This is a genomic window from Aeromonas diversa CDC 2478-85, assembly GCF_000819805.1.
GTDB classification, from domain to species: domain Bacteria; phylum Pseudomonadota; class Gammaproteobacteria; order Enterobacterales; family Aeromonadaceae; genus Aeromonas; species Aeromonas diversa.
The window spans coordinates 14,467-38,564 of record NZ_CDCE01000028.1 but is presented as its reverse complement, the minus strand read 5'-3'; the positions used below and the strand labels follow the sequence as shown (position 1 = coordinate 38,564).

Genomic DNA, 24,098 nt, shown 5'->3' with positions numbered 1-24,098 from the left:
ACCAAATTTGACGAGGACGACCCAAGCGTCCGGTCACACAGCCTTGAGTGGGTCGTTAGCTCAGTCGGTAGAGCAGTTGACTTTTAATCAATTGGTCGCAGGTTCGAATCCTGCACGACCCACCATTTTTTAAGCAGTATCCCAGGTCGCTTAGCTCAGCTGGGAGAGCACCTCCCTTACAAGGAGGGGGTCACTGGTTCGATCCCAGTAGCGACCACCAAATTTGACGAGGACGACCCAAGCGTCCGGTCACACAGCCTTGAGTGGGTCGTTAGCTCAGTCGGTAGAGCAGTTGACTTTTAATCAATTGGTCGCAGGTTCGAATCCTGCACGACCCACCACTATCCAAAGGCCCGCAGCAATGCGGGCCTTTTTCTTATGCCGCTCTTTTGTTGCCGGATTGTCCATGGCGAAGGGTATAATGCGCCTCATGCACAGCATGATGGAACCGCAGCAATGAGCATTATTCCTCCGGCCGTCGAGATGGATTATCCCTTTCCGGCGAAGCCCGTCCCCCTGAGCGCCTCCGAGCGCGAGCATCTGATCGACGAAATCAAGCGTCTGCTGATCGAGCGTGACGCCGTTCTGGTGGCCCACTATTACACGGACCCCGAGATCCAGGCCCTGGCCGAGGCGACCGGCGGTTTCGTCGGTGACTCCCTCGAGATGGCCCGCTTCGGCAAGGAGCACCCGGCCAAGACCCTGATCGTGGCCGGCGTGCGCTTCATGGGGGAGACCTCCAAGATCTTAAGCCCCGAGAAGCAGATCCTGATGCCGACGCTGGAGGCCGAGTGCTCACTCGATCTCGGCTGCCCCGCCGACACCTTCACCGAGTTCTGCGATGCCCACCCGGATCACGTGGTCGTGGTTTATGCCAACACCTCGGCAGCGGTCAAGGCGCGTGCGGACTGGGTGGTCACCTCCAGCATTGCGCTGGAGATCGTCGAGCACCTCGACAGCCAGGGAAAAAAAATCATCTGGGCGCCGGACCGTCACCTGGGGGCCTATATCGAGAAGAAGACGGGTGCCGAGATGCTGCGCTGGCAGGGCCACTGCATCGTCCACGACGAGTTCAAGGCGCGCGCCCTGAGCGAGCTCAAGCGTCAGAACCCGGACGCGGCCGTGCTGGTGCACCCGGAATCGCCGGCCTCGGTCATCGAGTTGGCCGATGCGGTCGGCTCGACCAGCCAGCTCATTAAGGCGGCCCGCGAGCTCCCTCACCAGCGGCTCATCGTGGCGACCGACCGCGGCATCTTCTACAAGATGCAGCAGGCCTGTCCGGATAAGGAGATGGTGGAAGCCCCGACCGGCGGTGATGGCGCGACCTGCCGCAGCTGCGCCCATTGCCCCTGGATGGCGATGAACGGCCTGGTGGCCATCAAGTCGGCGTTGACCGGGAATGCCGAGCAGCACGAGATCCGCGTCGATGCGGCGCTGCGCGAGAAGGCCATGGTGCCGCTCAACCGCATGCTCGACTTCGCGGCGGCCCTGCGGCTTAACCCCAAGGGGAATGCCTGATTCGAATTCAGAGGGCGCCAGATTGGCGCCCTCTTTGTTGTAACTGGGTTACAAAATGACGGTGGAGAGGCTGTGCTCCTCGTCTGGTGCCACTATGACACCCGCGTCTGCGGTGATCGCCGCCTCGACACACAGCATGGTGCGATAACCGTCGTCGCTCATGTCGGCCATGCCTGCCGCGCCCTCTTGCCAGGGGTTCCACACCACCACGCTGTCGTGGTTGCCGCTCACGACCTCGATACAGCGATCGCCGTCGCGTACCTTCACCACGGCCTCAGGGGCCTGATAGATACGATCCATGGCGGCCGTCAGGGGCAGGGGACCCTGCTGGCGCGCAGCCTCGCCGGTGAGTTTGTCGAGGTAGGGCTCACCCAGGCCGATGACGCTCACCTGCTCGGGGGCGCCGACCTGCAAGTAGGTGTGCAGAGCTGCGTTGTAGACCAGCGGCGTCTCACCCGTGTTGCGGGTGGTGAGCACCAGGGAGAGCTCGCGCCCGACCAGGATGTCCAGCTCGAGCTCGAAGGCGTGATCCCACTGGGCGCGGGTGGCATGGCTATCGCGCAGGGAGAGGTGCACCAGGGTGCCGTCCTCATGATCCGACACCCCATCCAGCGTCCACAGTATGGAGCGAGCGAAACCGTGAGAGGGCTTGCCGCTGCCGACGCGAGCCGGCGCCGGGCCAAACCAGGGCCAGCACAGGGGAATACCGCCGCGGATCGGCTTGCTGCCGTCCAGCAGGGCCTTGTCGCTCAGCCAGATCAGCGGGGTTTCTCCATGGCGACCATAGGTCAGCACATGTCCGCCGAAGAGGCTGATTTCACAGTGGGCCAGCTCGTTGCTGATCTTGAGCAGGGGAAGACCCGCCTCATTCTTGGCCTGGGTCACGTAACGGGTCAGAGGGCGATCGGTGAGCATGAGGGCTCCTTCTTATTTGGCTGTCGCGGGTAATAAAAAAGGCGGCCAGTGGCCGCCTCTCTTTATAGCGTGTTACAGCTCCAATTACTTGGAGATGTGGGCGATCAGGTCCAGAACCTTGCTGGAGTAGCCCATTTCGTTGTCGTACCAGGATACAACTTTCACGAACTTGTCGGTCAGCTGGATACCGGCCTTGGCATCGAACACGGAGGTCTGACGCTCACCCAGGAAGTCGGTGGAAACCACTTCGTCTTCGGTGTAGCCCAGAACGCCCTTCATGGCACCTTCGGAAGCAGCCTTCATGGCTTCGCAGATTTCTGCGTAGGTAGCCGGCTTCTTCAGGTTAACGGTCAGGTCAACTACGGAAACGTCCGGAGTCGGAACGCGGAAAGCCATGCCGGTCAGCAGGCCCTTCAGCTCCGGGATAACCACGCCAACAGCCTTGGCAGCACCGGTGGAGGAGGGGATGATGTTCTGAGCGGCGCCACGGCCACCGCGCCAGTCTTTGGCAGACGGACCATCAACGGTCTTCTGGGTAGCGGTGGTAGCGTGAACGGTGGTCATCAGACCGGATTCGATACCCCAGGTATCGTTCAGAACCTTGGCGATCGGGGCCAGGCAGTTGGTGGTGCAGGATGCGTTGGAAACGATCTCCTGACCAGCGTAGGAAGCGTGGTTAACACCCATAACGAACATGGGGGTGGCGTCCTTGGACGGACCGGTCAGAACGACCTTCTTGGCACCGGCAGCGATGTGCTTACGGGCAGTCTCGTCGGTCAGGAACAGGCCAGTTGCTTCGGCAACAACGTCAACACCGATGGCATCCCACTTCAGGTTAGCCGGGTCACGCTCGGCAGTCACGCGAACGGTCTTGCCGTTAACGATCAGGTTGCCGTCTTTGACTTCAACGGTGCCCTTGAAGCGGCCGTGGGTGGAGTCGTACTTCAGCATGTAAGCCATGTAATCGACGTCGATCAGGTCGTTGATACCAACCACTTCGATGTCGTTGCGCTCGCAAGCCAGACGGAATACGAAACGACCGATACGGCCAAAACCGTTAATACCTACTTTGATAGTCATACTTGGTTACCCAACTTTAAGTAGTCAAAGAAAAATCCGCTTGTAAATTTACTAGAACTCCCCGGGTAGTCAACCTGGATCGCGCCCGAAATTGCGCTAAGTCATGAAAAAGTGTGAAATTAATTTTCTCTTTATGTAACCAAAGCGTACAGCTGTCACGGAGTGTCTGGACAATAGTGCTTACCAGGTCACATAACGAAAACGGCAGATATGTAAAATAGCCCAGCGGTTAGGATGGCGCCTGTTGTCCCTGCCGAAAGCATGACAAAAAACAAAAAGACTCATACAGACTTAGTAAGAATCCACAGCGGGAATTCTCCACTATGACCACCCTGATCGAACAGCTGGCCGCCGCCAAAGGCATCGCCAGCGAATACGTCGATGCCTGGGGCAATCCGGCCCTGGTATCGGAAGAGAGTAAGGCAGCCATGCTGGGTGCCATGGGCTATCGCGTCGACGATGACGCCGCGTTGACCGCCCAACTGGAGGAAGAGCACAAGCTGCAATGGCTGCGTCCCCTGGATCCCGTCATGGTGGTGCGTACCGGCGAGCCCATCGCCCTGGAAGTACGCCTGCCTATCGAATATGTGAATGATGCCCTCACCTGGACCCTTACCCTCGAAGAGGGAGAGGCGCTGGCCGGTCACCTGACCCCCATCGACGGCGAGCTCGTCGGCGTGGCCCAGTTTGGTGAGATGGAGTGTCAGGCCTATCGCGTCACTCTGCCCGTCGAGCCCGCTATGGGGTATCACCAGCTGACCCTGGGGGAAGAGGGCAACGACGAGCCGCTCGGCCAGATGCGCCTCATCGTGGCGCCGAAAGCCTGTTACAAGCAGGCCGCCATCGCCAACGGTCGCAAGGTGTGGGGCCCGAGCGTACAGCTCTATTGCCTGCGCAGCCGTCATAACTGGGGCATCGGCGACTTCAGCGATCTGGGACAACTGGTCGAGAAGGCTGCCCTCTGGGGCGCGCACTTCGTCGGTCTCAACCCGATCCACGCTCTCTACCCGTCCAATCCGGAGAGTGCCAGCCCCTACAGCCCGTCGTCCCGTCGCTGGCTGAACCTCGCCTATATCGACGTGGAGGCGCTGCCCGAATTCCAGGCTAACGCCGCCCTCAAGGCCGAGGTGGCCACTGCCGCCTTCCAGCAGAAGCTGGCCGAGCTGCGGGCCAAGGAGTATGTGGATTACACCGCGGTCATCGCCACCAAGATGGCCATGCTGCAGAAGGTGTTCGCACAGGCCACCCTGAGCGAGGAGCGCCGCGCCGCCCTCGATGCCTTCGTCGCCGCCGGTGGTGACAGCCTGCGCCAACAGGCCGCCTTCGATGCGATCCAGGCCCACCTCTATGCCCAGGGCGAGAACGCCTGGGGCTGGCCGGTATGGCCCGACGCCCTGAAGGATTACCACAATCCGCAGGTAGACGAGTGGATCGCCGCGCACGAGCAGGAGGTGGCTTTCTACCTCTATCTGCAATTCGTCGCCGATGAGCAGCTGGCTGCCGCCGATCAGCGTGCCAAGCGTGCCGGCATGGTGATGGGGATCTACCGGGATCTGGCCGTGGGGGTTTCCGAAGGCTCCACCGAGATCTGGGCCAACCGGGATCTCTATTGCCCGAAAGCCTCGGTCGGTGCGCCGCCCGATATCCTTGGCCCCCTGGGTCAGAACTGGGGTCTGCCCCCCATGAACCCGAGCAAGCTGTTCGACGCCGCCTACCAGCCGATGATCGATCTGTTCCGCTCCAACATGCGCTCCTGTGGTGCCTTGCGTATCGACCACGTGATGGCCTTGCTGCGCCTGTGGTGGGTGCCGCCCGGAGAGTCTGCCGCCAAGGGCGCTTACATCTACTATCCGGTGCACGATCTGCTGGGCATCCTGGCCCTCGAATCCCACCGCAACCACTGCCTCATCATCGGTGAGGATCTCGGCACCGTGCCCGAGGGGATCGATGTCACCCTCAAGGAGAACGGCGTCCACTCCTACAAGGTGTTCTTCTTCGAGCGCTCCAAGGCGGACGGTGGTTTCCTCTCGCCGACCCATTATGCCGAGCAGGCCATGTCGGCCCTGACCACCCACGACATGCCGACCCTCAAGGGCTTCTGGCACTGCGACGATCTGGCGCTGGGCAAACAGCTCGGGCTCTATCCGGACGAGCAGGTACTGGCCCGTCTTTACGCCGATCGCCACGAGGCCAAGCAACGGATCCTTGACAGCCTCCATGGTCATAGGGTGATCTCTGACTCCATCAGCAAGGATGTCAATTGGGTCGGTATGAACACCGAGCTCAACCATGGCATGCAGATCCACATGTCGCGCGGCAACTGCGCCCTGTTCAGCACCCAGCTTGAGGACTGGCTGGAGATGGACAAGCCGGTCAACGTGCCCGGCACCAGCAGCGAATACCCGAACTGGCGCCGCAAGCTCTCCCGCGACCTGGAGGATATCTTTGCCGATGAGGCACTCAAGGGACTGGCTCAACATATGAGTCGTGCCCGTGATGAGGCGGGTCGTTGAGGCCCCTCGTAATCGTCAAGCAGTTGACCCCGTCCCGGCACTTACCGGGACGGGTGTTTCGTCATGAAAGGAAATCTCGATGCCTGTTGAACGTCTGGCCAGTGCCGCGTGTCCCCATCCCTTCTCCTGTCTAGGCCTGCACACCAATCCAGACGGTGCCGGTCTGAAATTGACCCTCTGGTTGCCCGATGCCAGCGAGGTCAGGGTCAAAGATCTCAAGTCAGGCAAGTGGATAGCGACCCTGACTCCCGAAAAACCGGGCCACTTTGAAACTGTTTTCACCCGCCGTAAGCACTTCTTCCCTTATCTGCTCCAGATCCACTACCCGGACGGCAGCAGCATCGAACGACTCGACCCCTATCAATTCCAGGCCGCCGCCTTCGACGGCATCAGCGAGCTGACTCAGGCACCCGAACATCTCTACCACACCCTGGGTGCCCAACTGCGCAGCGTGACTCACTTCGAGCGGCAGGTAGAGGGGGTGCGCTTCGCGGTCTATGCCCCCAGCGCCACCTCGGTCAGCCTCATCGGCGACTTCAACCTGTGGGACGGTCGTCGTCACCCGATGGAGCGCACCCTGTGCGGTCACTGGGTGCTGTTCATTCCCGATCTCAAGGCCGGCGATCGTTACAAGTTCGAGATCAAGGATCCCGCCGGCCACCGCCTGCCCCACAAGAGCGATCCGGTCGGCTTCTACAGTGAGCAGTACCCCTCGTTCGCCTCCGTGGTTTACGATCACGGCCAATACCAGTGGCAGGATGCCGACTGGCAAGCGAGCCAGCGTAACGACAAGCGTGAGCAGCCGCTCACTATCTACGAGCTGCACGCCGGCTCCTGGAAGCGCCACCCTAACGGCGACAGCCTGAGCTGGCGCGAGCTGGCGGTGGAGCTGGTCGACTACGTCAGGGAGATGGGCTACACCCACATCGAGTTGCTGCCGGTCTCCGAGCACCCCTTCACCGGCTCCTGGGGTTATCAGCCGACCGGCATGTTCGCCCCCACCAGCCGTTACGGCTCGGCCGATGACTTTAAATTCTTCGTCGACAGCTGCCACCAGGCCGGGATTGGCGTGATTCTGGATTGGGTACCCGCCCACTTCCCGTCCGATGCCCATGGCCTGGCCCGCTTCGACGGCACGCCGCTCTACGAGTACGAGGACCCGCGCCGTGGCTGGCACCCGGACTGGAACTCTTACATCTACGACTTTGGCCGCGATACCGTGCGTCAGTTCCTGGTGGCGAGCGCCCTTTATTGGGTCGACAAGTTCCATATCGATGGCCTGCGGGTCGATGCGGTCGCCTCCATGCTCTATCTCGACTACTCCCGCAACGAAGGGGAGTGGGTGCCCAACGTCGACGGTGGCAACCACAACTATGAGGCGATCAGCCTGCTCAAGTGGGTCAACGAGGAGGTCTATGGCAAATACCCGCACGCCATGACCATCGCCGAGGAGTCGACCGCCTTTGCCGGCGTCTCGCGCCCCACCTTCCTCGGTGGCCTTGGGTTTGGCTTCAAATGGAATATGGGGTGGATGCACGATACCCTGACCTACATGCAGAAGGCACCGGTCCATCGCCGTTATCACCACAACGACATGACCTTCTCCATGGTCTACCACTACGACGAAAACTTTATCCTGTCGCTCTCCCACGACGAGGTGGTCCACGGCAAGCACTCCATGCTCTACAAGATGCCGGGCGATGAGTGGCAACAGGCGGCCAACCTGCGGGCCTACATGGGTTACATGTATGGTCACCCGGGCAAGAAGCTCAACTTCATGGGCACCGAGCTGGCGCAGGGTAACGAGTGGAACCACGACGCCCAGCTGGCCTGGCATCTGCTGCAGTATCCCAAGCATGCAGGGCAGCAGGCGCTGATCCGCGATCTCAACCGCCTCTACCGGCAGGAGCCGGCACTCTACCAGGGTGACTACGAGCAGGGGGGCTTTCGCTGGATCGATCATCAGGATGCGGACGAGAGCGTCTTTGCCATGCTGCGTCGCGTCCCCGACGAGGGCAAAGAGGTCGTGGTGGTGTCCAGCTTCACCCCGGTTCCGCGCAGCGCTTACCGGCTCGGGGTGCCCCATGCCGGCACCTGGGTGGTGGCGCTCAACACCGACAGTGAATACTACTGGGGCAGCAACTATGATGTGGGCGGTCTGCGCTTCGAAGCGGAGCCCACCCCATGGCAGGACATGCCGCACTCCATAGTGCTGAACCTGCCCCCCCTGTCGACCTTGTTCCTCAAACAGGAGTCTTGATGTTCGTGATGGAAAGCGGCTCGGGCACCCGACTGGGGGCCCATCCCGACAGCAAGGGCTGCCACTTCGGTGTCTGGGCCTCCGGGGCCAGCCGGGTTGAACTCTGCCTGTATGACGAACAGGAGCGCGAGACAGCGCGGTTGACCCTGCCGCGTACCGTGGGCCAGCACCATTATGGCTATGTGCCCGGGATCCACCCCGGACAGCGCTACGGCTACCGGGTGCATGGCGAGCCGCAGCCAGGTCTGCTGTTCGACCCGCAGAAGCTGCTCATCGACCCTTACGCCCGTGCACTTACCCGGCCGCTCATCTGGCGTGACGAGAAGTATGCCGGTGACAGCGCCGGCATGGTGCCCTGCGCCCTGGTGGTGGCCGACGAGTTCGACTGGCAGGGGGTGGCGAAGCCAGCCCATGCTCCCGATGAGTTGATCGTCTACGAGGCCCACGTCAAGGGGATGACCCGGCTCCACCCCGGCGTGCCCGAGGCGCTGCGCGGCACCTATCTGGGGATGTGCCACCCGGTGATGATCGATCACCTGACCGAACTCGGCGTGACGGCGGTGCAGCTGATGCCGGTGGCCGCCTTCATGGCCGAGCCCCGCCTCGAGAAGTTGGGACTCACCAACTACTGGGGCTACAACCCCATCGCCTTCTTTGCCCCCGAGCCGCGTTATGGCTGCGGCGATGCGGTCACCGAGTTCAAGACCATGGTGCGCGAGCTGCACCGGGCCGGGATCGAGGTGATCCTGGATGTGGTCTACAACCACACCGCCGAGGGGGGCGCCGATGGCCCCATGCTCAGCTTCAAGGGATTCGATAACGCCGGTTACTATGCCTTCGAGCAGGGCCCCTACGGCCCGGACTACCAGCGCCACCTCAATGTCACCGGCTGTGGCAACAGCTTCAATCTGGATCATCCCAACGCCCTGCGCCTGGTGCTCGACGCCCTGCGTTACTGGGTGACCGAGATGGGGGTTGACGGCTTCCGCTTCGATCTGGCGGTGACCTTGGCCCGCGAGGCCAACGAGTTCGAACCCATGGGCGCCTTCTTCAAGGCGATCATGGCCGACCCTGTACTGGGTGGCGTGCGTCTGATCGCCGAACCCTGGGATATTGGCCCGTTTGGATATCGTTTGGGTCAGTTTCCGAGCCAGTGGTTGGAGATCAATGACCGCTACCGGGACACGGTGCGCGGCTTCTGGCGCGGCGATGCCGGGCGTATGGGGGATTTTGCCACCCGATTGCTCGGGTCGCGCGATCTCTTCCCCAAGGGGTGGCGCTCCCCCCACACCAGCATCAACTTCCTCTGCTATCACGACGGCTTCACCCTGGACGATCTGGTCTCCTACAACCAGCGCCACAATCAGGTGAACGGGGAGGAGAACCGGGATGGCCACAGTCACAACCTCTCCTGTAACCACGGGGTGGAGGGGCCGACCCTGGATCCCAGGATCAACAGTCTGCGCCAGCAGCAGAAACGCAACCTCATCGCCACCCTGTTGCTCTCTCAGGGGACACCGCACTTCCTCGCCGGGGACGAGATGGGGCGCAGCCAGCTTGGCAACAACAACGCCTATTGCCAGGATAACCGAATCAGCTGGGTCAACTGGCAGCTCTCCCCCGATGATGAGAAGCTGCTTGCCTTCACCCGTCAGATGTTGGCCTTGCGCGCCGGATCCCGGGTGTTTCGCGATCTGCGGCTGAAGGGGGAGAGCTGGTACGGAGAGACGGTGGCCTGCCAGCAGGTGAGCTGGTTTCACCCCGATGGGCATGTGTTGACCGAGCAGGATTGGTCGGCGCCCATGGCCCAGGCCTTCGCGCTCGATATCGGACTGATGGAAGGGGAAGGCGAGCGCTGGCTGGTGCTGTTCAACGCCAGCGATTATGACATCCAGTTCCGTCTGCCTTCACCCGGGGTCGGGATGGAGTGGGTACAGACGATCGACACCGCCACCAATGACGGGCTCCCCTTTCTGCCCGACGACATCAAGCGGCAGGTGGCCGTCGGCCGTTGCCACTCGCTCAAGCTCTTGGCGCGCAAGCGGGTCAGCGGGGCCGCCCAGGTCCCCATGGTGCTGGAATAACCCTGCGTTTGTTGTCTGTTCATCACCCGCCCGGCGAGGGTATGCTGGGCGGGAACCCTACCTCGATAAGAACGAATCATGAACAAGAACGATCCCGCCCAATGGCGTGAGCAGCTCACGCCGGAACAGTTCCACGTCTGCTGGGAGAAGGGGACAGAGCGTCCCTACAGCGGCGCCTTGCTACACAACCGCAAGGCGGGGGAGTACCTCTGTACCTGCTGCAAGGCCATGCTGTTTGACGCCAGTGCCAAGTTCGACTCCGGTTGTGGCTGGCCCTCGTTTGATCAGGCACTGCCGGGCACAGTGGCATATACCCGGGACAGCTCCCATGGCATGGAGCGGATAGAGATCACCTGTCAGGCCTGTGGCTCGCATCTGGGCCACGTCTTCGACGACGGCCCCACCGAGACCGGGCAGCGTTACTGCGTCAACAGCCTGAGTCTCGATTTTCGGGACCAAGAATAAGAGAGCGGGGCCATGAGGCCCCGCGCGTTATTCCAGTGAACGCCGGTATTTTCCCAGTCTGAGCGCCTCTACGATCCGCACCGCTCGCTCATCGAGTTTGGCCAGCTCCTCCCTGCCGAGGGGGGAGTAGATGGCGAGGCGCTGGGTGTTGACCTCGTGTTCTCCCTGAAAAGACTCACTCACCCGCCCCCAGAGATAGGCCATGTCGTAGCGCTTCTCCCCCATGTAGAGGGTACTCAGGGAGGTGAGCAGGCGGACGTTGACCGTGTCCCCCTCCCGATAGAGGGTCAGGGCGTGCTCCATCACCTCAATGGCCTTGTCCGGATGGGTACGGGCATAGAGGCCGGCGAGGGCTATCTGCAACTCGGGGTGCTCCAGCTCAGGGTTGCCCTCGAGGGCGAGAAACTTGCGTCTGGCCACGTCGTTGGTGTTGTTGGTCCAGTGCCACAGCAGCAGCCAGGGGTTGTCGGAGTCGCGGGTCTCGAGATCGAGCTGGGCCAGTTGCTGGTGGGCGGTGAGCATCCCCTCGACCTTGGGGCTCTTGCGCTCCTTGTTGTTCTTGTACTCTATGTTGGTGGAGTGCTCGATGCAGCGCAGGTAGACCTCCAGCTCCTTCATCAGATCGTATTTCTGCTTGTCTCCCCCGGTTTGCTCCAGATAGTAGCGGGCCCGGATCACCTTGGTGCGGTCATAGCGACAGGTGCCGTCATCGGTCAGATCCTCGCACAGCTTGGGGTGGTTGCTACAAATCTTGTGCAGTCGATCATCTTCCCCACAGCCAGCCAGTAGCAGCAGGGGGAGGGCGAGGAGATAGGGTTTCAGTCTTTCCATGGGGTCCACTTGGTAAAACAACAGGCCAGGTAACGCCTTTGTTGGCAATCGTTTGCATCTTGGTTACAATGCGCGCGCCGTATTCAGGTCTGGAGGTGCAGGGTACAACGAGTATAACCAGCGTGCAGTGATCCCGGTCTGAAGAGAAGTAAAAATACATAAATACAAACGGTTACGTGAAATAAAAGGATCTGCCTACCCATGACCCACGAGCATCACCTGATGGCGTGGCAGGAGAGCCAGGAGCTCGCCGAAGCCATGCAGCCCCTGATTGGCCGCCTCTACCGCCAACAGGGCATCGAGATCACCGTCTACGGACGCCCCCTGCACAACGCCTCCACCATCGACATCCTCAAGGCCCACCGGGTCGTCCGCCGCCACGAAGGCCAGCCTCTCTCTCTCCAGCAAAGCTTCCCCCTGCTTGCGACCCTGTTCGAGCTGGGGCCGCGCAATGCAGAGATCGATCTGGGCAAGCTGGCGGTCGCCTACTGGCGCGATCAGCAGGATGCCGCCGGGGTGCAGGACTTCCTGCGCCGCGAGCTGGCCCCGGCCCTGGCCGGCGCCCCCCTGCCCGAGCCGACCGACGTGGTGCTCTACGGTTTTGGCCGCATCGGGCGCCTGCTGGCGCGCCTGCTGCTGGAGCGCACCGGTGCCGCCAATCCGCTGCGCCTGCGCGCCATCGTGGTGCGTGGCGGTCGCGAGGGGGATCTCGACAAGCGCGCCAGTCTGCTGCGCCGCGACTCGGTGCACGGTCCGTTCAACGGCTCCATCGAGGTGGACGCGGCGCGTAGCGCCATCATCGCCAACGGCACCCTGATCCAGGTGATCTACGCCAACAGTCCGGCCGACATCGACTACACCGCCTACGGCATTCGTAACGCCCTCATCGTCGACAACACCGGCGCCTGGCGTGACGAGGCGGGTCTGTCCGAACACCTCAAGGCGCGCGGTGCCGCCAAGGTGCTGCTGACGGCTCCCGGCAAGGGCGAGATGAAGAACGTGGTGTTCGGGGTCAACCACGAGGCGATAGTACCGGGGGATCGCATCATCTCCGCCGCCTCCTGCACCACCAACGCCATCACCCCGGTGCTCAAGGTGATTCAGGACAGGTTCGGTATCCGTCACGGCCACGTGGAGACGGTCCATTCCTATACCAACGATCAGAACCTGATCGACAACTACCACAAGGGTGAGCGCCGCGGCCGCAGCGCCGCGCTCAACATGGTGCTCACCAGCACGGGCGCCGCCAAGGCGGTGGCCAAGGCCCTGCCCGAGCTTCAGGGCAAGCTGACCGGCAATGCCATCCGGGTGCCGACCCCCAACGTCTCCATGGCCATCATCAACCTGAGCCTGGAGCAGGAGGTCGATCGCGAGCGCCTCAACGCCACCCTGCAACAGGCGGCCCTGAGCTCGCCCCTGCACCGCCAGATTGACTTCAGTGCCAGCACCGAGCTGGTCTCCTCCGACATGGTGGGGTCTCGTTTTGCCGGCATCGTCGACTCCCAGGCGACCATCGCCGAAGGCGATCACTGCGTCCTCTACGTCTGGTATGACAACGAGTTCGGTTACAGTTGCCAGGTGGTGCGTGTCATGGAGAAAATGGCGGGCATTAACCGGCTGGATCTGCCGGCCTGACACAAGGAGAAGTTCATGTCGTTCCAACAGGTGATTGCCGACATGCCGCAGGAAGTGTACGAGCGGCTGCGTACGGCGGTAGAGCTGGGCAAGTGGCCCGATGGCCGGGTGCTGAGCGAAGAGCAGAAAGCCACCTCACTGCAGGCCGTGATGGCCTGGCAGGCGCTGCACCTCACCGACCCCGAGCACATGAACATAGGGTCAGATGGCAGCATCGTCATGAAGAGCAAGAGCGAGCTCAAGCGCCTGTTCCGTGACGAGGGTGAGGAGATTGGTCGCTTCAACGACCTGTGACTCGATAGCGAAAAAAAAGGGGGGGGCCGGTGGCTCCCCCCTTTTTTGTTTGTGCGCTCAGAGAGAGCCGGTCAGCTCGCCGCGCAGGGAGCGCTGCATCAGCTCGCGGATCTGCGCCGCAGGCAGATCCTGGCTCAGCAGGAAGTGCAGCTTGGTCAGGGCCGCCTCGGCGGTCATGTCGAAACCCGAGATGACCCCGGCGCGCGACAGGGCGTTACCGGTGGCGTAGCCGCCCATGTTGACCATGCCGTGCAGACACTGGCTCAGGTTGACGATGATGACACCCCGCGATGAGGCCTCGGTCAGCAGATCCAGCATCTGCGGGTTCTGCGGCGCGTTGCCGACCCCGAACGAGAGCAGGATCAGCGCCTTGACCGGCTGGCGCAGTATGTTGGCGATCACCTCGGCGGAGATGCCGGGGTAGAGGGTCACCACGCCGATCGGCTGGGGGGTGATGTCGTGCAGGCGCATCGGCTTGCCGCTCGGCTCGCCCAGCTCGCCCGCTTCCAACTGGATGTGGATCCCGGCGTTGAGCAGGGGCGGGTAGTTGGGGGAGTCGAAGGCGTGGAAGCCGTCGGCGTGCACCTTCTTGCTGCGGTTACCGCGAAACAGCTGGTTGTTGAAGAACAGGGTCACCTCGTGGATCGGGTAGTTGGCCGCGATGTAGAGGGCGTTGAGCAGGTTCTGCTGACCGTCGGAGCGCAGCTCGGCGAGCGGGATCTGGGAGCCGGTGATGATGACCGGCTTGCCGAGATCCTCGAGCATGAAGGAGAGCGCCGAGGCGGTGAACGACATGGTATCGGTGCCGTGCAGAATGACGAAGCCGTCGTACTTGTCGTAGTGGTCGCGGATGTCCTCGGCGATGCGCTGCCAGTCGGCCGGCGTCATGTCAGAGGAGTCGATGAGGGGGCTGTACTCGTGAATGTGATAGTCGGGCATCTCCGGCCGATGAAACTCGGGCATGCGGGCCAGGCAATCCTCCATGAAGCCGGCCACCGGCACGTAGCCGTGATCGGAGCGCTGCATGCCGATGGTGCCGCCAGTGTAGGCGATGTAGATGGACTTCTTCACAAGCTGTCCTCGTGTGGGCTGGAAACGGACGGATTATAGAGATTGCGCCATCAAAAAACAGGCGTAATCGGCCGCCCTGTGAGGCCGTTATCGCTAATCCGACCAGGAATGAAAATGGCGAATTTGCGATGCTTTTTGATTTCAAAAATCTAAAAGTTGGTGTGGATTGGTGCTTTGTGCTACATTGTCGCCGTTTTATATTGAAAGACACCTTTCATATTGTCCCGAACGGGACTGCTGCGAGTCCCGATAAGGGGCGGTCCTGCCTTCGGACCATTCCGACCTGACAAGGTCTTCATCCCGGCCAATCCTGCGTTGTTCCCCCGAGGGGAGCCAGGCCATTTGACATGGGAGAACACATGATACAACTCGATGCTTACGCTACTTTAGTGGCGGCAACCCTGGTGCTGCTGTTCGGCCGACTGCTGATCACGCGCATCGAATGGTTGCGTACCTATAACATTCCCAAGCCGGTGGCCGGTGGCCTGGTGGTCGCCTTGTCGCTCTTGCTGCTGCGCACCTTCGGCGATATTGAACTCAAGTTCGACACCCAGCTGCAGACGCCTCTGATGCTCGGCTTCTTCGCCTCCATCGGTCTGTCGGCGGATCTCGCCAGCCTGCGCCGCGGTGGCCGCGCCGTCTCCATCTTCCTCATCGTGGTGGCGGGTCTGCTGGTGGTGCAAAACACCCTGGGGGTGGGTCTGGCCACCCTGCTGGGGCTCGATCCCCACATGGGGCTCTTGGCCGGCTCCATCACCCTCTCCGGCGGTCACGGCACCGGTGCGGCCTGGGGCGGTATCTTCAGCGAGAAGTACGGGGTGCAGTCTGCCTCCGAGCTCGCCATCGCCTGCGCCACCTTCGGTCTGGTGCTGGGCGGCCTCATCGGTGGCCCGGTTGCGCGCCATCTGGTCAAAAAGGTGCAGGTGCCCGGTGAGGAGCACAACCAAGACGATGTGCCCCAGGCCTTCGAGATGCCGGATCTGGAGCGCCAGATCACCACCTTCAGCGTGATCGAGACCCTGGCCCTGCTCGCCATCAGCCTCAAGGGGGGAGAGCTGCTCGCCTCCCTGCTCAAGGGCAGCATGCTGGAGCTGCCGGTGTTTGTCTGCGTGCTGTTTGTCGGTGTGCTGCTGCGCAATGCGTTGACCCTGCTCAACTGGCACGAGGTGAGCGATCGGGAGGTGTCTCTGCTTGGCAACGTCAGCCTCTCCCTGTTCCTGGCCATGGCCCTGATGAGCCTGCGTCTGTGGGACTTGGCGAGCCTGGCCCTGCCCATCTTCGTGCTGCTGGCGGCGCAGACCCTGGGCATGGCCCTCTATGCGGTGTTTGTGACCTTCAGAGTCATGGGAAGCAACTACGACGCCGCCGTGCTGGCCGCCGGCCACTGTGGCTTCGGCCTCGGCGCGACCCCGACGGCTATCGCCAACATGCAGGCGGTGACCATGCGCTTTGGCCCCTCCCATCTGGCCTTCCTGGTGGTGCCCATGGTTGGCGCCTTCTTCATCGACATCATCAACGCCATGATCATCAAGCTGTTCCTGGCGCTCCCCTTCCTCTGACCCTGGCAGGGGCTTCCCCTGCCGGTTGATCGGTTAACACCGACCTTGGCTCCTTAGGGAGCCTTTTTTATTGTCGGGCATATGGACGGGGCGCCCCATAAAAAAACATCCCCGCCGAAGCGGGGATGGGGGTCACTGGGTGCAGACCGGGCACCAGGCATAGGTGCCCTGGGGGTCGTTGAAGCGGGTGAGGGGATCGGTCGCTTGACTCACCGCCTTGAGTGGTATCACCAGGCTCTCGGGCAGCATCCCCTTGAGGGAGGGAGCCAGGGCCTGGGCGCCCCCTTCGAGCAGCTGGCGCAGGAAGCGATCCCGCGCCGACTCTTCCGGCGCTATGAGGGTGACCTGCCACTCCTTGAGATTGGCCAATTCGGCGGCGGCTTTCAGGGCATCCTCCTGATTGCCGAACTCGTCGACCAGGCCCAACTCCTTGGCGTCGGCGCCGGTCCAGACCCGGCCCTCGGCCGCCTTTTCTGCATCCTCCTCGGAGAGCCCACGTCCCTTGGCGACCAGCTCGACGAAGCGGTGATAGGTGTTCTCCACGTTTAGCTGGATAGCCTGAGAGACATGCTCGGGCAGGGCGCGGGCCGGGCTCAGGCCGACGAAGTCGGTGGTGCCGAGGCCATCGCTGCTGATGCCGAACTGGGCCAGTGCCTTCTCGGCGGTGGCAAACAGGCCGAACACGCCGATGGAGCCGGTCAGGGTCGAGGGAGAGGCGAAGATCTTGTCGGCGTCGGCCGAGATCCAGTATCCCCCCGAGGCGGCGTAGCTGCCCATGGAGACCACCACCGGCTTGCCGGCCTGCTTGAGGGCCAGCAGCTCGGCGCGGATCTGCTCGGCGGCGAAGGCACTGCCTCCCGGGCTGTCAACCCGCAGCACCAGGGCCTTGATGGCATCGTCGCGGCGTGCCTGGGCCAGCAGATCGGCCAGGGTGTCACCGCCGATGGTGCCGGCCGGTTGCTGGCCATCCATGATGGCGCCACTGGCGATGATAAGACCCACCTCGTCCTTGCCACTCTGGGGATAGCGTGGGCCCAGGGTCGCCAGATACTCTTTCAGACCAACCCCCTTCCAGCTGCCCGGCTCCTCGCCGGCCCCCACTTCCTTGACGATGGCCTGGGTCATCTCGTCGCGGGTGGCGAGTTGATCCACCAGTCCCTGCTGCTCGGCATAGAGGGCGGCGTTGCCACCGGCCTTCTGCAACCGCGCCAGCATCAGCTCCTTGCTCGGAGAGATGGCGTCGGGCTCGACCTCGCGCTCCTTGGCGACATCCTGCACATAGCCGCTCCACAGCTGGCCGAGCCAGCGCTGATTGGCCTCGCGGCTCTCGGGTGACATCCCATCCCGGGTATAGGGCTCGACGAAGGACTTGTAGGTGCCCACCTTGAAGACGTGGGGGGTGATGTTGAACTTCTCCAGCGCCGACTTGAAGTAGAGCTGATAGACGCCGAATCCCTCGAGCAGCACGGCACCGCTCTGGTTGAGCATCACGTGGTCGGCATGGGCGGCCAGCAGATATTGGCCCTGGGTATAGAAGTCGGCCATGGCATAGACAGGCTTGCCGCTCTGCTTGAAGTTGTCGATGGCGCCGGCCACCTCCTGCAATTTGGAGAGGCTCGCCTGCTGCAGCCCCTGGGTCTTGAGTACCAGAGCCTTGATGCGATCGTCTTCCCCGGCCTTGTTGATGGCCCACAGCAGATCAGACAGGACGATCTCTGAGGGTTGCTCGTCACTCGAACCCAATTGGCGCATCAGTTGGCTGGAGGCATCGGTGAGGCTGCGCTGCTCCACCAGATCCCCGGTGAGATCCAGAGTCAGTGCGCCCTCGACGGGGGGCTCGGGCTTCTCCTGGGTGCCGATGACCAGGGCCACGGCCAGCACCAGCAGCAGGAAGACGAGGTTGAGAAACAGGTGGCGGGTAAAGTTGAGCAGGCGCCACAGCCCACGAAACAACCATCCCAGCCCTTTGAGGATCGACATCTGAGGTTATCACCCTGTTATGAAGAAGAGAGAGGCCATTATTGACCAGGGTTGGCCGGGGGACAACCGCCAGTCAGTGGGCGATTCAGTGGACGATTGTTCGCCGAAAAAATGTCCAAACAATTGTTTGAAAAAGCAAATTTGATTCTTTACTCTAGCTGCAATTCAATAACAAATTGTTAACTGGAGGCACTGTGAGCCGCTATCCCGCACTCTTGACCCCCCTCGATCTGGGGTTCACCCAACTGCGTAACCGGGTGTTGATGGGATCCATGCACACGGGTCTGGAAGAGGAGAAGGGAGGCTTTGACAAGCTGGCCGCCTTCTATGCCGAGCGCGCCCGTGGTGGGGTGGCCCTCATCGTGACCGGTGGCATAGCCCCTAACCTGCGGGGGCGCCTGGTCCCGCACGGCTCACAACTCAGCTTTCCCTGGCAGGTGGCCAAACACCGCAAGGTGACCGAGGCGGTGCATGCCGAGGGAGGCAAGATAGCGCTGCAGATCCTCCACGCGGGTCGCTACGCCTATCACCCCTTCAGCCTGGCGCCTTCGGCCATCAAGGCCCCCATCTCTCCGTTTAAGCCCAGAGCCATGAGCGAGCGCCAGATCCTGGCTACCATTCGTGACTTCGCCCGCACCTCAGAGTTGGCCCGTCGCGCCGGTTATGACGGGGTGGAGGTGATGGGGTCCGAGGGGTATCTCATTAACCAGTTCATCTGCGAGCGCACCAATCATCGCACCGACCGCTGGGGGGGCAGTCTGGAGAACCGGTTGCGCTTCCCGGTCGAGATAGTACGTGCCATCCGCGAACGGGTCGGGAAAGATTTCATCATCATCTTCCGCCTCTCCATGCTGGATCTGGTCGAGCAGGGCTCCTTCCTGGAAGAGGTGATCGCCCTGGGTAAGGGGCTCGAAGAGGTCGGCGTGACCCTCATCAACACCGGCATCGGCTGGCACGAGGCACGCATTCCCACCATAGCTACCAGCGTGCCGCGCGGCGCCTTCACCTGGGTGACGGCCGAACTCAAGAAGCACCTCAAGGTGCCGCTCATCACCACCAACCGCATCAACACCCCCGAGGTGGCGGAGCAGATCCTCGCCGCCGGAGAGGCAGACATGGTCTCCATGGCGCGCCCGCTGCTGGCCGACCCCGAGTTTGTGCTCAAGGCCTCCGAGGCGCGTGGAGACGAGATCAACACCTGCATCGCCTGCAATCAGGCTTGCCTCGATCATGTCTTCAAGCAGAAGCGGGCCTCTTGTCTGGTCAATCCCAGGGCCTGTTTTGAGACCGAGCTGAACTTTGGTCGCACCCCCCAGCCCAAGAAGCTGGCGGTGGTTGGTGCCGGTCCGGCCGGGCTGGCGTTTGCCTGCTACGCCGCCGAGCGCGGCCACCGGGTGAGCCTGTTCGATCAGGCGGGGGAGATAGGTGGTCAGTTCAACTTCGCCAAGCAGATCCCGGGTAAAGAAGAGTTTCACGAGACCCTGCGTTACTTCGCCAAGCGCCTCGAGCGCTGTGGTGTCGAGCTCTATCTGGGGCAGCGCCAGAGTGCCGAGAGCCTGCTCGGCGGCGGCTTTGACGAGATCATCCTGGCCACAGGTATTCGTCCGCGCACTCCGGCCATCCCGGGGATTGAGCATCCCAAGGTGCTCAGCTACCTCGAGGTGCTGCGCGATCACAAGCCGGTGGGGCAGAAGGTGGCGGTGATCGGTGCCGGCGGGATCGGCTTCGACGTGGCAGAGTACCTGGTAGAGTCCCACGGGGAGCGCAGCAAGGCACAGTGGCTCAAGGAGTGGGGCATCGATACCCGCTTCGAGCAGCGCGGTGGCCTGATGCAACCCGTGGTCGTGGCTCCCGAGCGCCAGGTGTGGTTGCTCCAGCGCAAGGAGAGCAAGGTAGGGGACGGCCTGGGCAAGACCACGGGCTGGATCCATCGCGCCGTGCTCAAGAGTCGCCGGGTCGAGATGCTGTCCGGGGTGCAGTATCGCCGCATCGATGATGAAGGGCTCCACATCGAGGTGGGCGGCGTCGCCCAATGTCTGCCGGTGGATCATGTCATCGTCTGTGCGGGGCAGGAGCCCTTGCGCGAGCTGGAGGCGGATCTGCGGGCTGCCGGCAAGCCGGTGCACATCATCGGCGGTGCCGATGTGGCCGCCGAGCTCGACGCCAAGCGGGCGATACGTCAGGGGGCCGAGCTCGCGGCCATCATCTGAAGCGGGAAAACCCTGCCAAGGCAGGGTTTTCTTCATCCGGGCCTGTGCTAAGGTGAAGACCTTCACCGTTGTTTGTTAAGGTATTTCGATGGACGCACTGGAACTGCTGCTCAACCGTCACTCCTGCTCCCGTCTGAGCGAGCCGGCGCCGGCCGGCGAGGCGCTCGACAACATCCTCAAGGCGGGACTGCGCGCCCCGGATCACGGCACCCTCACCCCCTGGCAATTTATTCTCATCGAGGGGGAGGGGCGGGTGCGTTTCGGCGATCTGTTGGCCGCCGCCGCCGCCGAGCGCGGTGAGCCCGAAGAGGCCATCGAGCGTTGCATGGATGCGCCTCTGCGCGCCCCGCTCATCATCGCCGTGGCGACTCGCTATCAGGATCACCCCAAGGTGCCGCGCCTCGAGCAGGAGCTTTCAGCCGGTTGCGCCGTGATGGCGATGCAGATGGCCGCCCAGGCCCAGGGCTTCAACGGCATCTGGCGCTCTGGCTGGTTCATCTTCGACGACATCGTCGCCAAGGGTCTGGGGCTGGGAGAGGACGATCAGCTGGTGGGCTTCCTCTATCTCGGCACCCCCATGACCGAGGTGCGCAAGCTGCGTGAGCTGGATCCGGCTGCCTTCGTGCGTAGCTTCTAAGCCCGGCTGCACTGGCACGCAGCAACACGACAGGGAGGCTTCGGCCTCCCTGTCGCATGAGGGCAGCCCTCAGCCGAGGTGGTTGAGGGGCAGGGCGGTCTTGTGCTTGATGCGGCGCAGCACGAAGCTCGAGCGGACCCCGGTGACGCCCGGGATATGGGTCAACTTGTCGAGCAGGAAGTGCTGGTAGTGCTCCATATCCTGTACCACCACCTTGAGCTGGTAGTCGGCGTCGTTGCCGGTGATGAGGTCGCACTCGAGCACTTCAGGCAGCTCGCCGATGGCCCGATCGAAGTCGGCGAAGCGTTCCGGGGTGTGGCGGTCCATCGAGATATGGATGTAGGCGGTCAGGGTCAGCCCCAGGGTGCGGGCATTGAGCAGGGTGACATGGGCGTCGATGAGGCCGGCGTCTTCCAGTGCCTTGACCCGGCGCGAGCAGGGGGAGGGGGAGAGGCCCACCATCTCGGCCAGCTCCAGGTTGCTGATCCGGCCATGCTCCTGCATCAGTTCGAGAATATGGCGGTCAATACGATCCAGTTTCAGCATCATTCTTCCGTCGTGTGCAATGATTGACTCACAACAAAAAGATTAAGGGTTAATGATTGCTAAAACAATCGAAATTTTATGCAACTTTGCAACCACTCTCCCCACCGATGCCGGTAACCTGTATTCAACTTCTGGTGGTCAGGGGGCGCACTCACCCAGGCGCCCCGGCAAAGGGCCCAACCCCGGTCCGGCGCACCACAGCGGCCTGATACCCTTATCCGGGTGGAGGCGACTGGTATAGGGAGCACCATCTCACAGAGTGGCAGCAAGGCAGACATCCCGGCGTCTGCCTTGTTGCTTTTTGGCGTTTGGCCACCTTTTCCCGCCCTATTTTTTGATACCATTCGCTCCCTTCGTCTGCGACACACTGCCCTTGTCACGCCCGCCATGATACCCGTCTGGGCTGGGGCTGGTGGACATGGATGCGTGACCAAGTGAACCTGTCCTTGAGGACGGCGGTGTGTTTTGGATAGGGAGTATGGCCACCTGGCGTGGCGAGAAGAGGTAACCTTTTCAGGGGAGAGGGCGGATACCGGCAGGCGGAGGACAGCCTGAACTGCTTCGTTATTTGGGGCAGAAAGCGGGGTTTCTGTGAATTCTATATAGCCGCGCTGCCGGTTCCGTAGCCGCTGAAGTGACTCAGCGGCCCCATTATAGGAAGTCACTGCTCTTAAAAACACGAAGAACAGCAGGCTATTTTTTTCCATATTTTATCCATGACAGGGAGGGGTAATGAGCAGGATGTTGCTGCGTCGTCTGCGGCAGTTGGAGCAGGCCTTCGGCATCGGCGAGGGGCAGGCCGTCGGTTTGGAGCAGCTGGAGTCGCTGCTTTGCTGTTCACGCCGCAATGTCAGCAATATTCTCGCCAGTCTGCAGGAACAGGGGTGGATCCGTTGGAACGGGGCCGTGGGGCGTGGACGGCAGTCCGAGCTCTGGGTGTTGATGGGCGGGGATGCCGCCCTCGATGACTGGGTCGCGCGATTGGTGGCCGCCGGGGATCTGCAACAGGCCGCCCGCTTGGCCGCCGAGACGACGCAACCTGAGCGGGTCAGTCGACAGATCAATCACTTCTTCGAGCAGCAGCAGCAGACAGTGCGCTCCCTCGGGGGGCTGCTTATCAGCGACTTCCCGGTGCCCCATACCATAGACCCTGTCGAAACTTATTTGCGTAACGAGCTCTACATCACCGAGAACGTCTACGACACCCTGCTCGACTATAACCTGGCGGCGGGTTGCATCATGCCGGCGCTGGCTCACTACTGGGAGGTGGATCCGCTGCGTCCGGCGCTACGCTTTCGCCTGCGACCGGACGTGCGTTTCCACCACGGCGAGGCCATGACGGTGGCGGCGGCTTGCGCCTCCCTGACCCGCATGCTGACCACACCGGGGCCATTGCAGCGCATCTATCAGCAGGTGGTGGCCGTGTCGGCCATCGGCCAGCACTGGATTGAGGTTCGCCTGCGCCAGCACAACCCGCTGCTTATCTATGCCTTCTGTGGCATCCACGGCGCCATCATGGCCGAGCAGGGCATTCGGCTGGCCAGCGGTGCCCTGGCGCGTTTTGGTACCGGGCCTTTTCGGGTCAGGCAGAGCGACAAGAGTCACATGGCATTGGAGCGTTTCCCCGATTACTACCGGGAGAAACCGTTGGTGGAGCGGGTTGAGCTTTGGTACGCCATGCCCGACCTGCCCAGTGGCGCAAGCCGCATGAGTTTCACCAGTACAGCACCATCGGTCGAACCCCATGCCAGCCGGGTGACCAACCGGCTCGACGGCTTCTTCAGTCTCGGGTTTCGGGTGCGGCCCGATGCCCGGATCAGTGCAACCGACTTGGGGCGGCTCTACGACTATCTTCATCAGGTACGCTGGCAATACGGGATCGAGCCCGTGGTGGATTCGGCCTATGCCAGGGCTGCGGCCCCGACCCAGCCCGCGGACGTCTGCGCCTGTCCTCGTCTCTCGGGCACTCTGGTGGTGGCCGAGCCCCACTGGCACTATCCGCGTCTGGCCCATATCGCAGGCTGGATCCGCGAGCGCATCGAGGAGACGGGTCTGACGCTGGTGGACTTTCCCATCGAGAACTACAACGAGCTCGATCAGGTGCGCGCCAGCGCCGATCTCATGCTGGTGAGCGAGTTGCTCGACCCTCCCCCCCTCTACGGTTACTACGAGTGGCTGACCAGTGCGGTCTGCATGCAGTTTGCCCATGACGAATGCTGGCTCGATGAGGAACATGGGCGTCTGTTGGCGGCGTTCGGTCAGACCCTGGATGAGGGGGAGATCCTGAGCCGGATGCAGGAGGTGGAGCGGCGTTGGCACGGCGAGAAGTCGCTGCTTCATCTGTTTGGTATCACGGAAGAGTTGCATCTGGACAGGGCGGTACGCGGCGCCACAATAGATCCCAGCGGATTTTGCTCCCTGCGCCGTATCTGGCTGAGCGACTCCGACGAGTAATGGCAGCACGAATCGCTGCCCTAACGCCCCGTTCAGGCTGTTTTTA

General features: G+C 62.2%; 17 protein-coding genes and 3 tRNA genes. 14 read left to right on the top strand and 6 right to left on the bottom strand.

Annotated features, from left to right (window positions below; translation table 11 throughout):
* Window positions 1-49 precede the first annotated feature (49 nt).
* The 4 genes from BN1121_RS09425 (at window position 50) to nadA (ending at window position 1,518) form a co-directional block, all read left to right on the top strand.
* A tRNA-Lys gene (locus BN1121_RS09425) sits at window positions 50-125 on the top strand.
* Between the two features lie 19 nt (window positions 126-144).
* Window positions 145-220 (top strand) — tRNA-Val (locus BN1121_RS09420).
* A 45-nt stretch (window positions 221-265) separates the two neighbouring features.
* Window positions 266-341 (top strand) — tRNA-Lys (locus tag BN1121_RS09415).
* A gap of 115 nt (window positions 342-456) precedes the next feature.
* Window positions 457-1,518 (top strand): quinolinate synthase NadA, encoded by a 1,062-nt coding sequence (nadA, locus tag BN1121_RS09410; RefSeq protein ID WP_005352436.1) that lies wholly within the window; start codon window positions 457-459, stop codon window positions 1,516-1,518.
* Window positions 1,519-1,566: 48 nt separating this feature from the next.
* Here the strand turns inward: nadA and BN1121_RS09405 are convergent, their stop codons facing one another.
* Together BN1121_RS09405 and gap are read right to left on the bottom strand one after the other, a co-directional pair.
* On the bottom strand, window positions 1,567-2,433 hold the full coding sequence (locus BN1121_RS09405; RefSeq protein ID WP_005352434.1) for a D-hexose-6-phosphate mutarotase: 867 nt from the start codon (window positions 2,431-2,433) through the stop codon (window positions 1,567-1,569).
* Window positions 2,434-2,517: 84 nt separating this feature from the next.
* Window positions 2,518-3,513 carry a type I glyceraldehyde-3-phosphate dehydrogenase gene (gap, locus tag BN1121_RS09400; protein ID WP_005352431.1) on the bottom strand — a complete coding sequence of 332 codons (996 nt, stop codon included), beginning with the start codon at window positions 3,511-3,513 and terminating at the stop codon, window positions 2,518-2,520.
* Between the two features lie 323 nt (window positions 3,514-3,836).
* Between gap and malQ the strand changes: the two genes are divergently transcribed.
* The 4 genes from malQ to msrB all read left to right on the top strand — a co-directional run bounded on the left by malQ (window position 3,837) and on the right by msrB (window position 10,835).
* Complete coding sequence (gene malQ, locus BN1121_RS09395) at window positions 3,837-6,026, top strand: 4-alpha-glucanotransferase (protein WP_005352426.1); 2,190 nt, start codon at window positions 3,837-3,839, stop codon at window positions 6,024-6,026.
* Between the two features lie 79 nt (window positions 6,027-6,105).
* A complete protein-coding gene (gene glgB, locus BN1121_RS09390; protein ID WP_005352424.1) occupies window positions 6,106-8,286 on the top strand; it encodes a 1,4-alpha-glucan branching protein GlgB in 2,181 nt (726 codons plus the stop codon).
* On the top strand, window positions 8,286-10,370 hold the full coding sequence (gene glgX, locus BN1121_RS09385; protein ID WP_005352422.1) for a glycogen debranching protein GlgX: 2,085 nt from the start codon (window positions 8,286-8,288) through the stop codon (window positions 10,368-10,370). Before glgB ends, glgX begins: the two co-directional genes overlap by 1 nt.
* A 78-nt stretch (window positions 10,371-10,448) precedes the next feature.
* Entirely contained in the window at window positions 10,449-10,835 is a 387-nt protein-coding gene (gene msrB / locus BN1121_RS09380) for a peptide-methionine (R)-S-oxide reductase MsrB (protein WP_005352421.1), read from the top strand.
* Window positions 10,836-10,862: 27 nt separating this feature from the next.
* Here msrB and BN1121_RS09375 read toward each other — a convergent pair whose 3' ends face one another.
* Complete coding sequence (locus BN1121_RS09375; protein WP_005352420.1) at window positions 10,863-11,666, bottom strand: DUF2989 domain-containing protein; 804 nt, start codon at window positions 11,664-11,666, stop codon at window positions 10,863-10,865.
* A 201-nt stretch (window positions 11,667-11,867) separates the two neighbouring features.
* Here BN1121_RS09375 and BN1121_RS09370 point away from each other — a divergent pair, with 201 nt between their 5' ends.
* Both BN1121_RS09370 and BN1121_RS09365 read left to right on the top strand, forming a co-directional pair.
* Window positions 11,868-13,301, top strand: coding sequence for a glyceraldehyde-3-phosphate dehydrogenase (locus BN1121_RS09370; RefSeq protein WP_005352419.1), 1,434 nt, complete (start codon window positions 11,868-11,870; stop codon window positions 13,299-13,301).
* Window positions 13,302-13,316: 15 nt separating this feature from the next.
* Window positions 13,317-13,595: a YeaC family protein gene (locus BN1121_RS09365; RefSeq protein ID WP_005352418.1), complete on the top strand. Its 279-nt coding sequence runs from the start codon at window positions 13,317-13,319 to the stop codon at window positions 13,593-13,595.
* 57 nt (window positions 13,596-13,652) lie between these two features.
* Here the strand turns inward: BN1121_RS09365 and ansA are convergent, their stop codons facing one another.
* Window positions 13,653-14,666: an asparaginase gene (ansA, locus tag BN1121_RS09360; RefSeq protein ID WP_005352414.1), complete on the bottom strand. Its 1,014-nt coding sequence runs from the start codon at window positions 14,664-14,666 to the stop codon at window positions 13,653-13,655.
* 359 nt (window positions 14,667-15,025) lie between these two features.
* Between ansA and gltS the strand changes: the two genes are divergently transcribed.
* Complete coding sequence (gltS, locus tag BN1121_RS09355; RefSeq protein WP_005352411.1) at window positions 15,026-16,225, top strand: sodium/glutamate symporter; 1,200 nt, start codon at window positions 15,026-15,028, stop codon at window positions 16,223-16,225.
* Window positions 16,226-16,357: 132 nt separating this feature from the next.
* Here gltS and sppA read toward each other — a convergent pair whose 3' ends face one another.
* Window positions 16,358-18,205 carry a signal peptide peptidase SppA gene (gene sppA, locus BN1121_RS09350; protein WP_005352408.1) on the bottom strand — a complete coding sequence of 616 codons (1,848 nt, stop codon included), beginning with the start codon at window positions 18,203-18,205 and terminating at the stop codon, window positions 16,358-16,360.
* Window positions 18,206-18,399: 194 nt separating this feature from the next.
* On the opposite strand from sppA, the gene BN1121_RS09345 reads away from it, so the two are divergent.
* Together BN1121_RS09345 and BN1121_RS09340 are read left to right on the top strand one after the other, a co-directional pair.
* On the top strand, window positions 18,400-20,415 hold the full coding sequence (locus BN1121_RS09345; protein WP_005352404.1) for an oxidoreductase: 2,016 nt from the start codon (window positions 18,400-18,402) through the stop codon (window positions 20,413-20,415).
* Between the two features lie 88 nt (window positions 20,416-20,503).
* Window positions 20,504-21,052 (top strand): NAD(P)H nitroreductase, encoded by a 549-nt coding sequence (locus tag BN1121_RS09340; RefSeq protein ID WP_005352401.1) that lies wholly within the window; start codon window positions 20,504-20,506, stop codon window positions 21,050-21,052.
* 69 nt (window positions 21,053-21,121) lie between these two features.
* On the opposite strand, the gene BN1121_RS09335 is transcribed toward BN1121_RS09340, so the two are convergent.
* Complete coding sequence (locus tag BN1121_RS09335) at window positions 21,122-21,598, bottom strand: Lrp/AsnC family transcriptional regulator (protein WP_043157479.1); 477 nt, start codon at window positions 21,596-21,598, stop codon at window positions 21,122-21,124.
* A 732-nt stretch (window positions 21,599-22,330) separates the two neighbouring features.
* On the opposite strand from BN1121_RS09335, the gene BN1121_RS09330 reads away from it, so the two are divergent.
* Window positions 22,331-24,052 carry an ABC transporter substrate-binding protein gene (locus tag BN1121_RS09330; protein ID WP_081606431.1) on the top strand — a complete coding sequence of 574 codons (1,722 nt, stop codon included), beginning with the start codon at window positions 22,331-22,333 and terminating at the stop codon, window positions 24,050-24,052.
* The last annotated feature ends 46 nt before the right edge of the window (window positions 24,053-24,098 follow it).

What these genes read in the sequence shown, in the direction of transcription:
- glgB (WP_005352424.1), top strand. Translation starts at nt 6,106, where the DNA reads ATGCCTGTTGAACGTCTGGCCAGTGCCGCGTGTCCCCATCCCTTCTCC.
- BN1121_RS09335 (WP_043157479.1), bottom strand. Translation starts at nt 21,598, where the DNA reads ATGCTGAAACTGGATCGTATTGACCGCCATATTCTCGAACTGATGCAG.
- BN1121_RS09405 (WP_005352434.1), bottom strand. Translation starts at nt 2,433, where the DNA reads ATGCTCACCGATCGCCCTCTGACCCGTTACGTGACCCAGGCCAAGAAT.
- glgX (WP_005352422.1), top strand. Translation starts at nt 8,286, where the DNA reads ATGTTCGTGATGGAAAGCGGCTCGGGCACCCGACTGGGGGCCCATCCC.
- BN1121_RS09340 (WP_005352401.1), top strand. Translation starts at nt 20,504, where the DNA reads ATGGACGCACTGGAACTGCTGCTCAACCGTCACTCCTGCTCCCGTCTG.
- BN1121_RS09365 (WP_005352418.1), top strand. Translation starts at nt 13,317, where the DNA reads ATGTCGTTCCAACAGGTGATTGCCGACATGCCGCAGGAAGTGTACGAG.
- malQ (WP_005352426.1), top strand. Translation starts at nt 3,837, where the DNA reads ATGACCACCCTGATCGAACAGCTGGCCGCCGCCAAAGGCATCGCCAGC.
- gap (WP_005352431.1), bottom strand. Translation starts at nt 3,513, where the DNA reads ATGACTATCAAAGTAGGTATTAACGGTTTTGGCCGTATCGGTCGTTTC.
- nadA (WP_005352436.1), top strand. Translation starts at nt 457, where the DNA reads ATGAGCATTATTCCTCCGGCCGTCGAGATGGATTATCCCTTTCCGGCG.
- gltS (WP_005352411.1), top strand. Translation starts at nt 15,026, where the DNA reads ATGATACAACTCGATGCTTACGCTACTTTAGTGGCGGCAACCCTGGTG.
- msrB (WP_005352421.1), top strand. Translation starts at nt 10,449, where the DNA reads ATGAACAAGAACGATCCCGCCCAATGGCGTGAGCAGCTCACGCCGGAA.
- BN1121_RS09370 (WP_005352419.1), top strand. Translation starts at nt 11,868, where the DNA reads ATGACCCACGAGCATCACCTGATGGCGTGGCAGGAGAGCCAGGAGCTC.
- BN1121_RS09375 (WP_005352420.1), bottom strand. Translation starts at nt 11,666, where the DNA reads ATGGAAAGACTGAAACCCTATCTCCTCGCCCTCCCCCTGCTGCTACTG.
- sppA (WP_005352408.1), bottom strand. Translation starts at nt 18,205, where the DNA reads ATGTCGATCCTCAAAGGGCTGGGATGGTTGTTTCGTGGGCTGTGGCGC.
- BN1121_RS09330 (WP_081606431.1), top strand. Translation starts at nt 22,331, where the DNA reads ATGAGCAGGATGTTGCTGCGTCGTCTGCGGCAGTTGGAGCAGGCCTTC.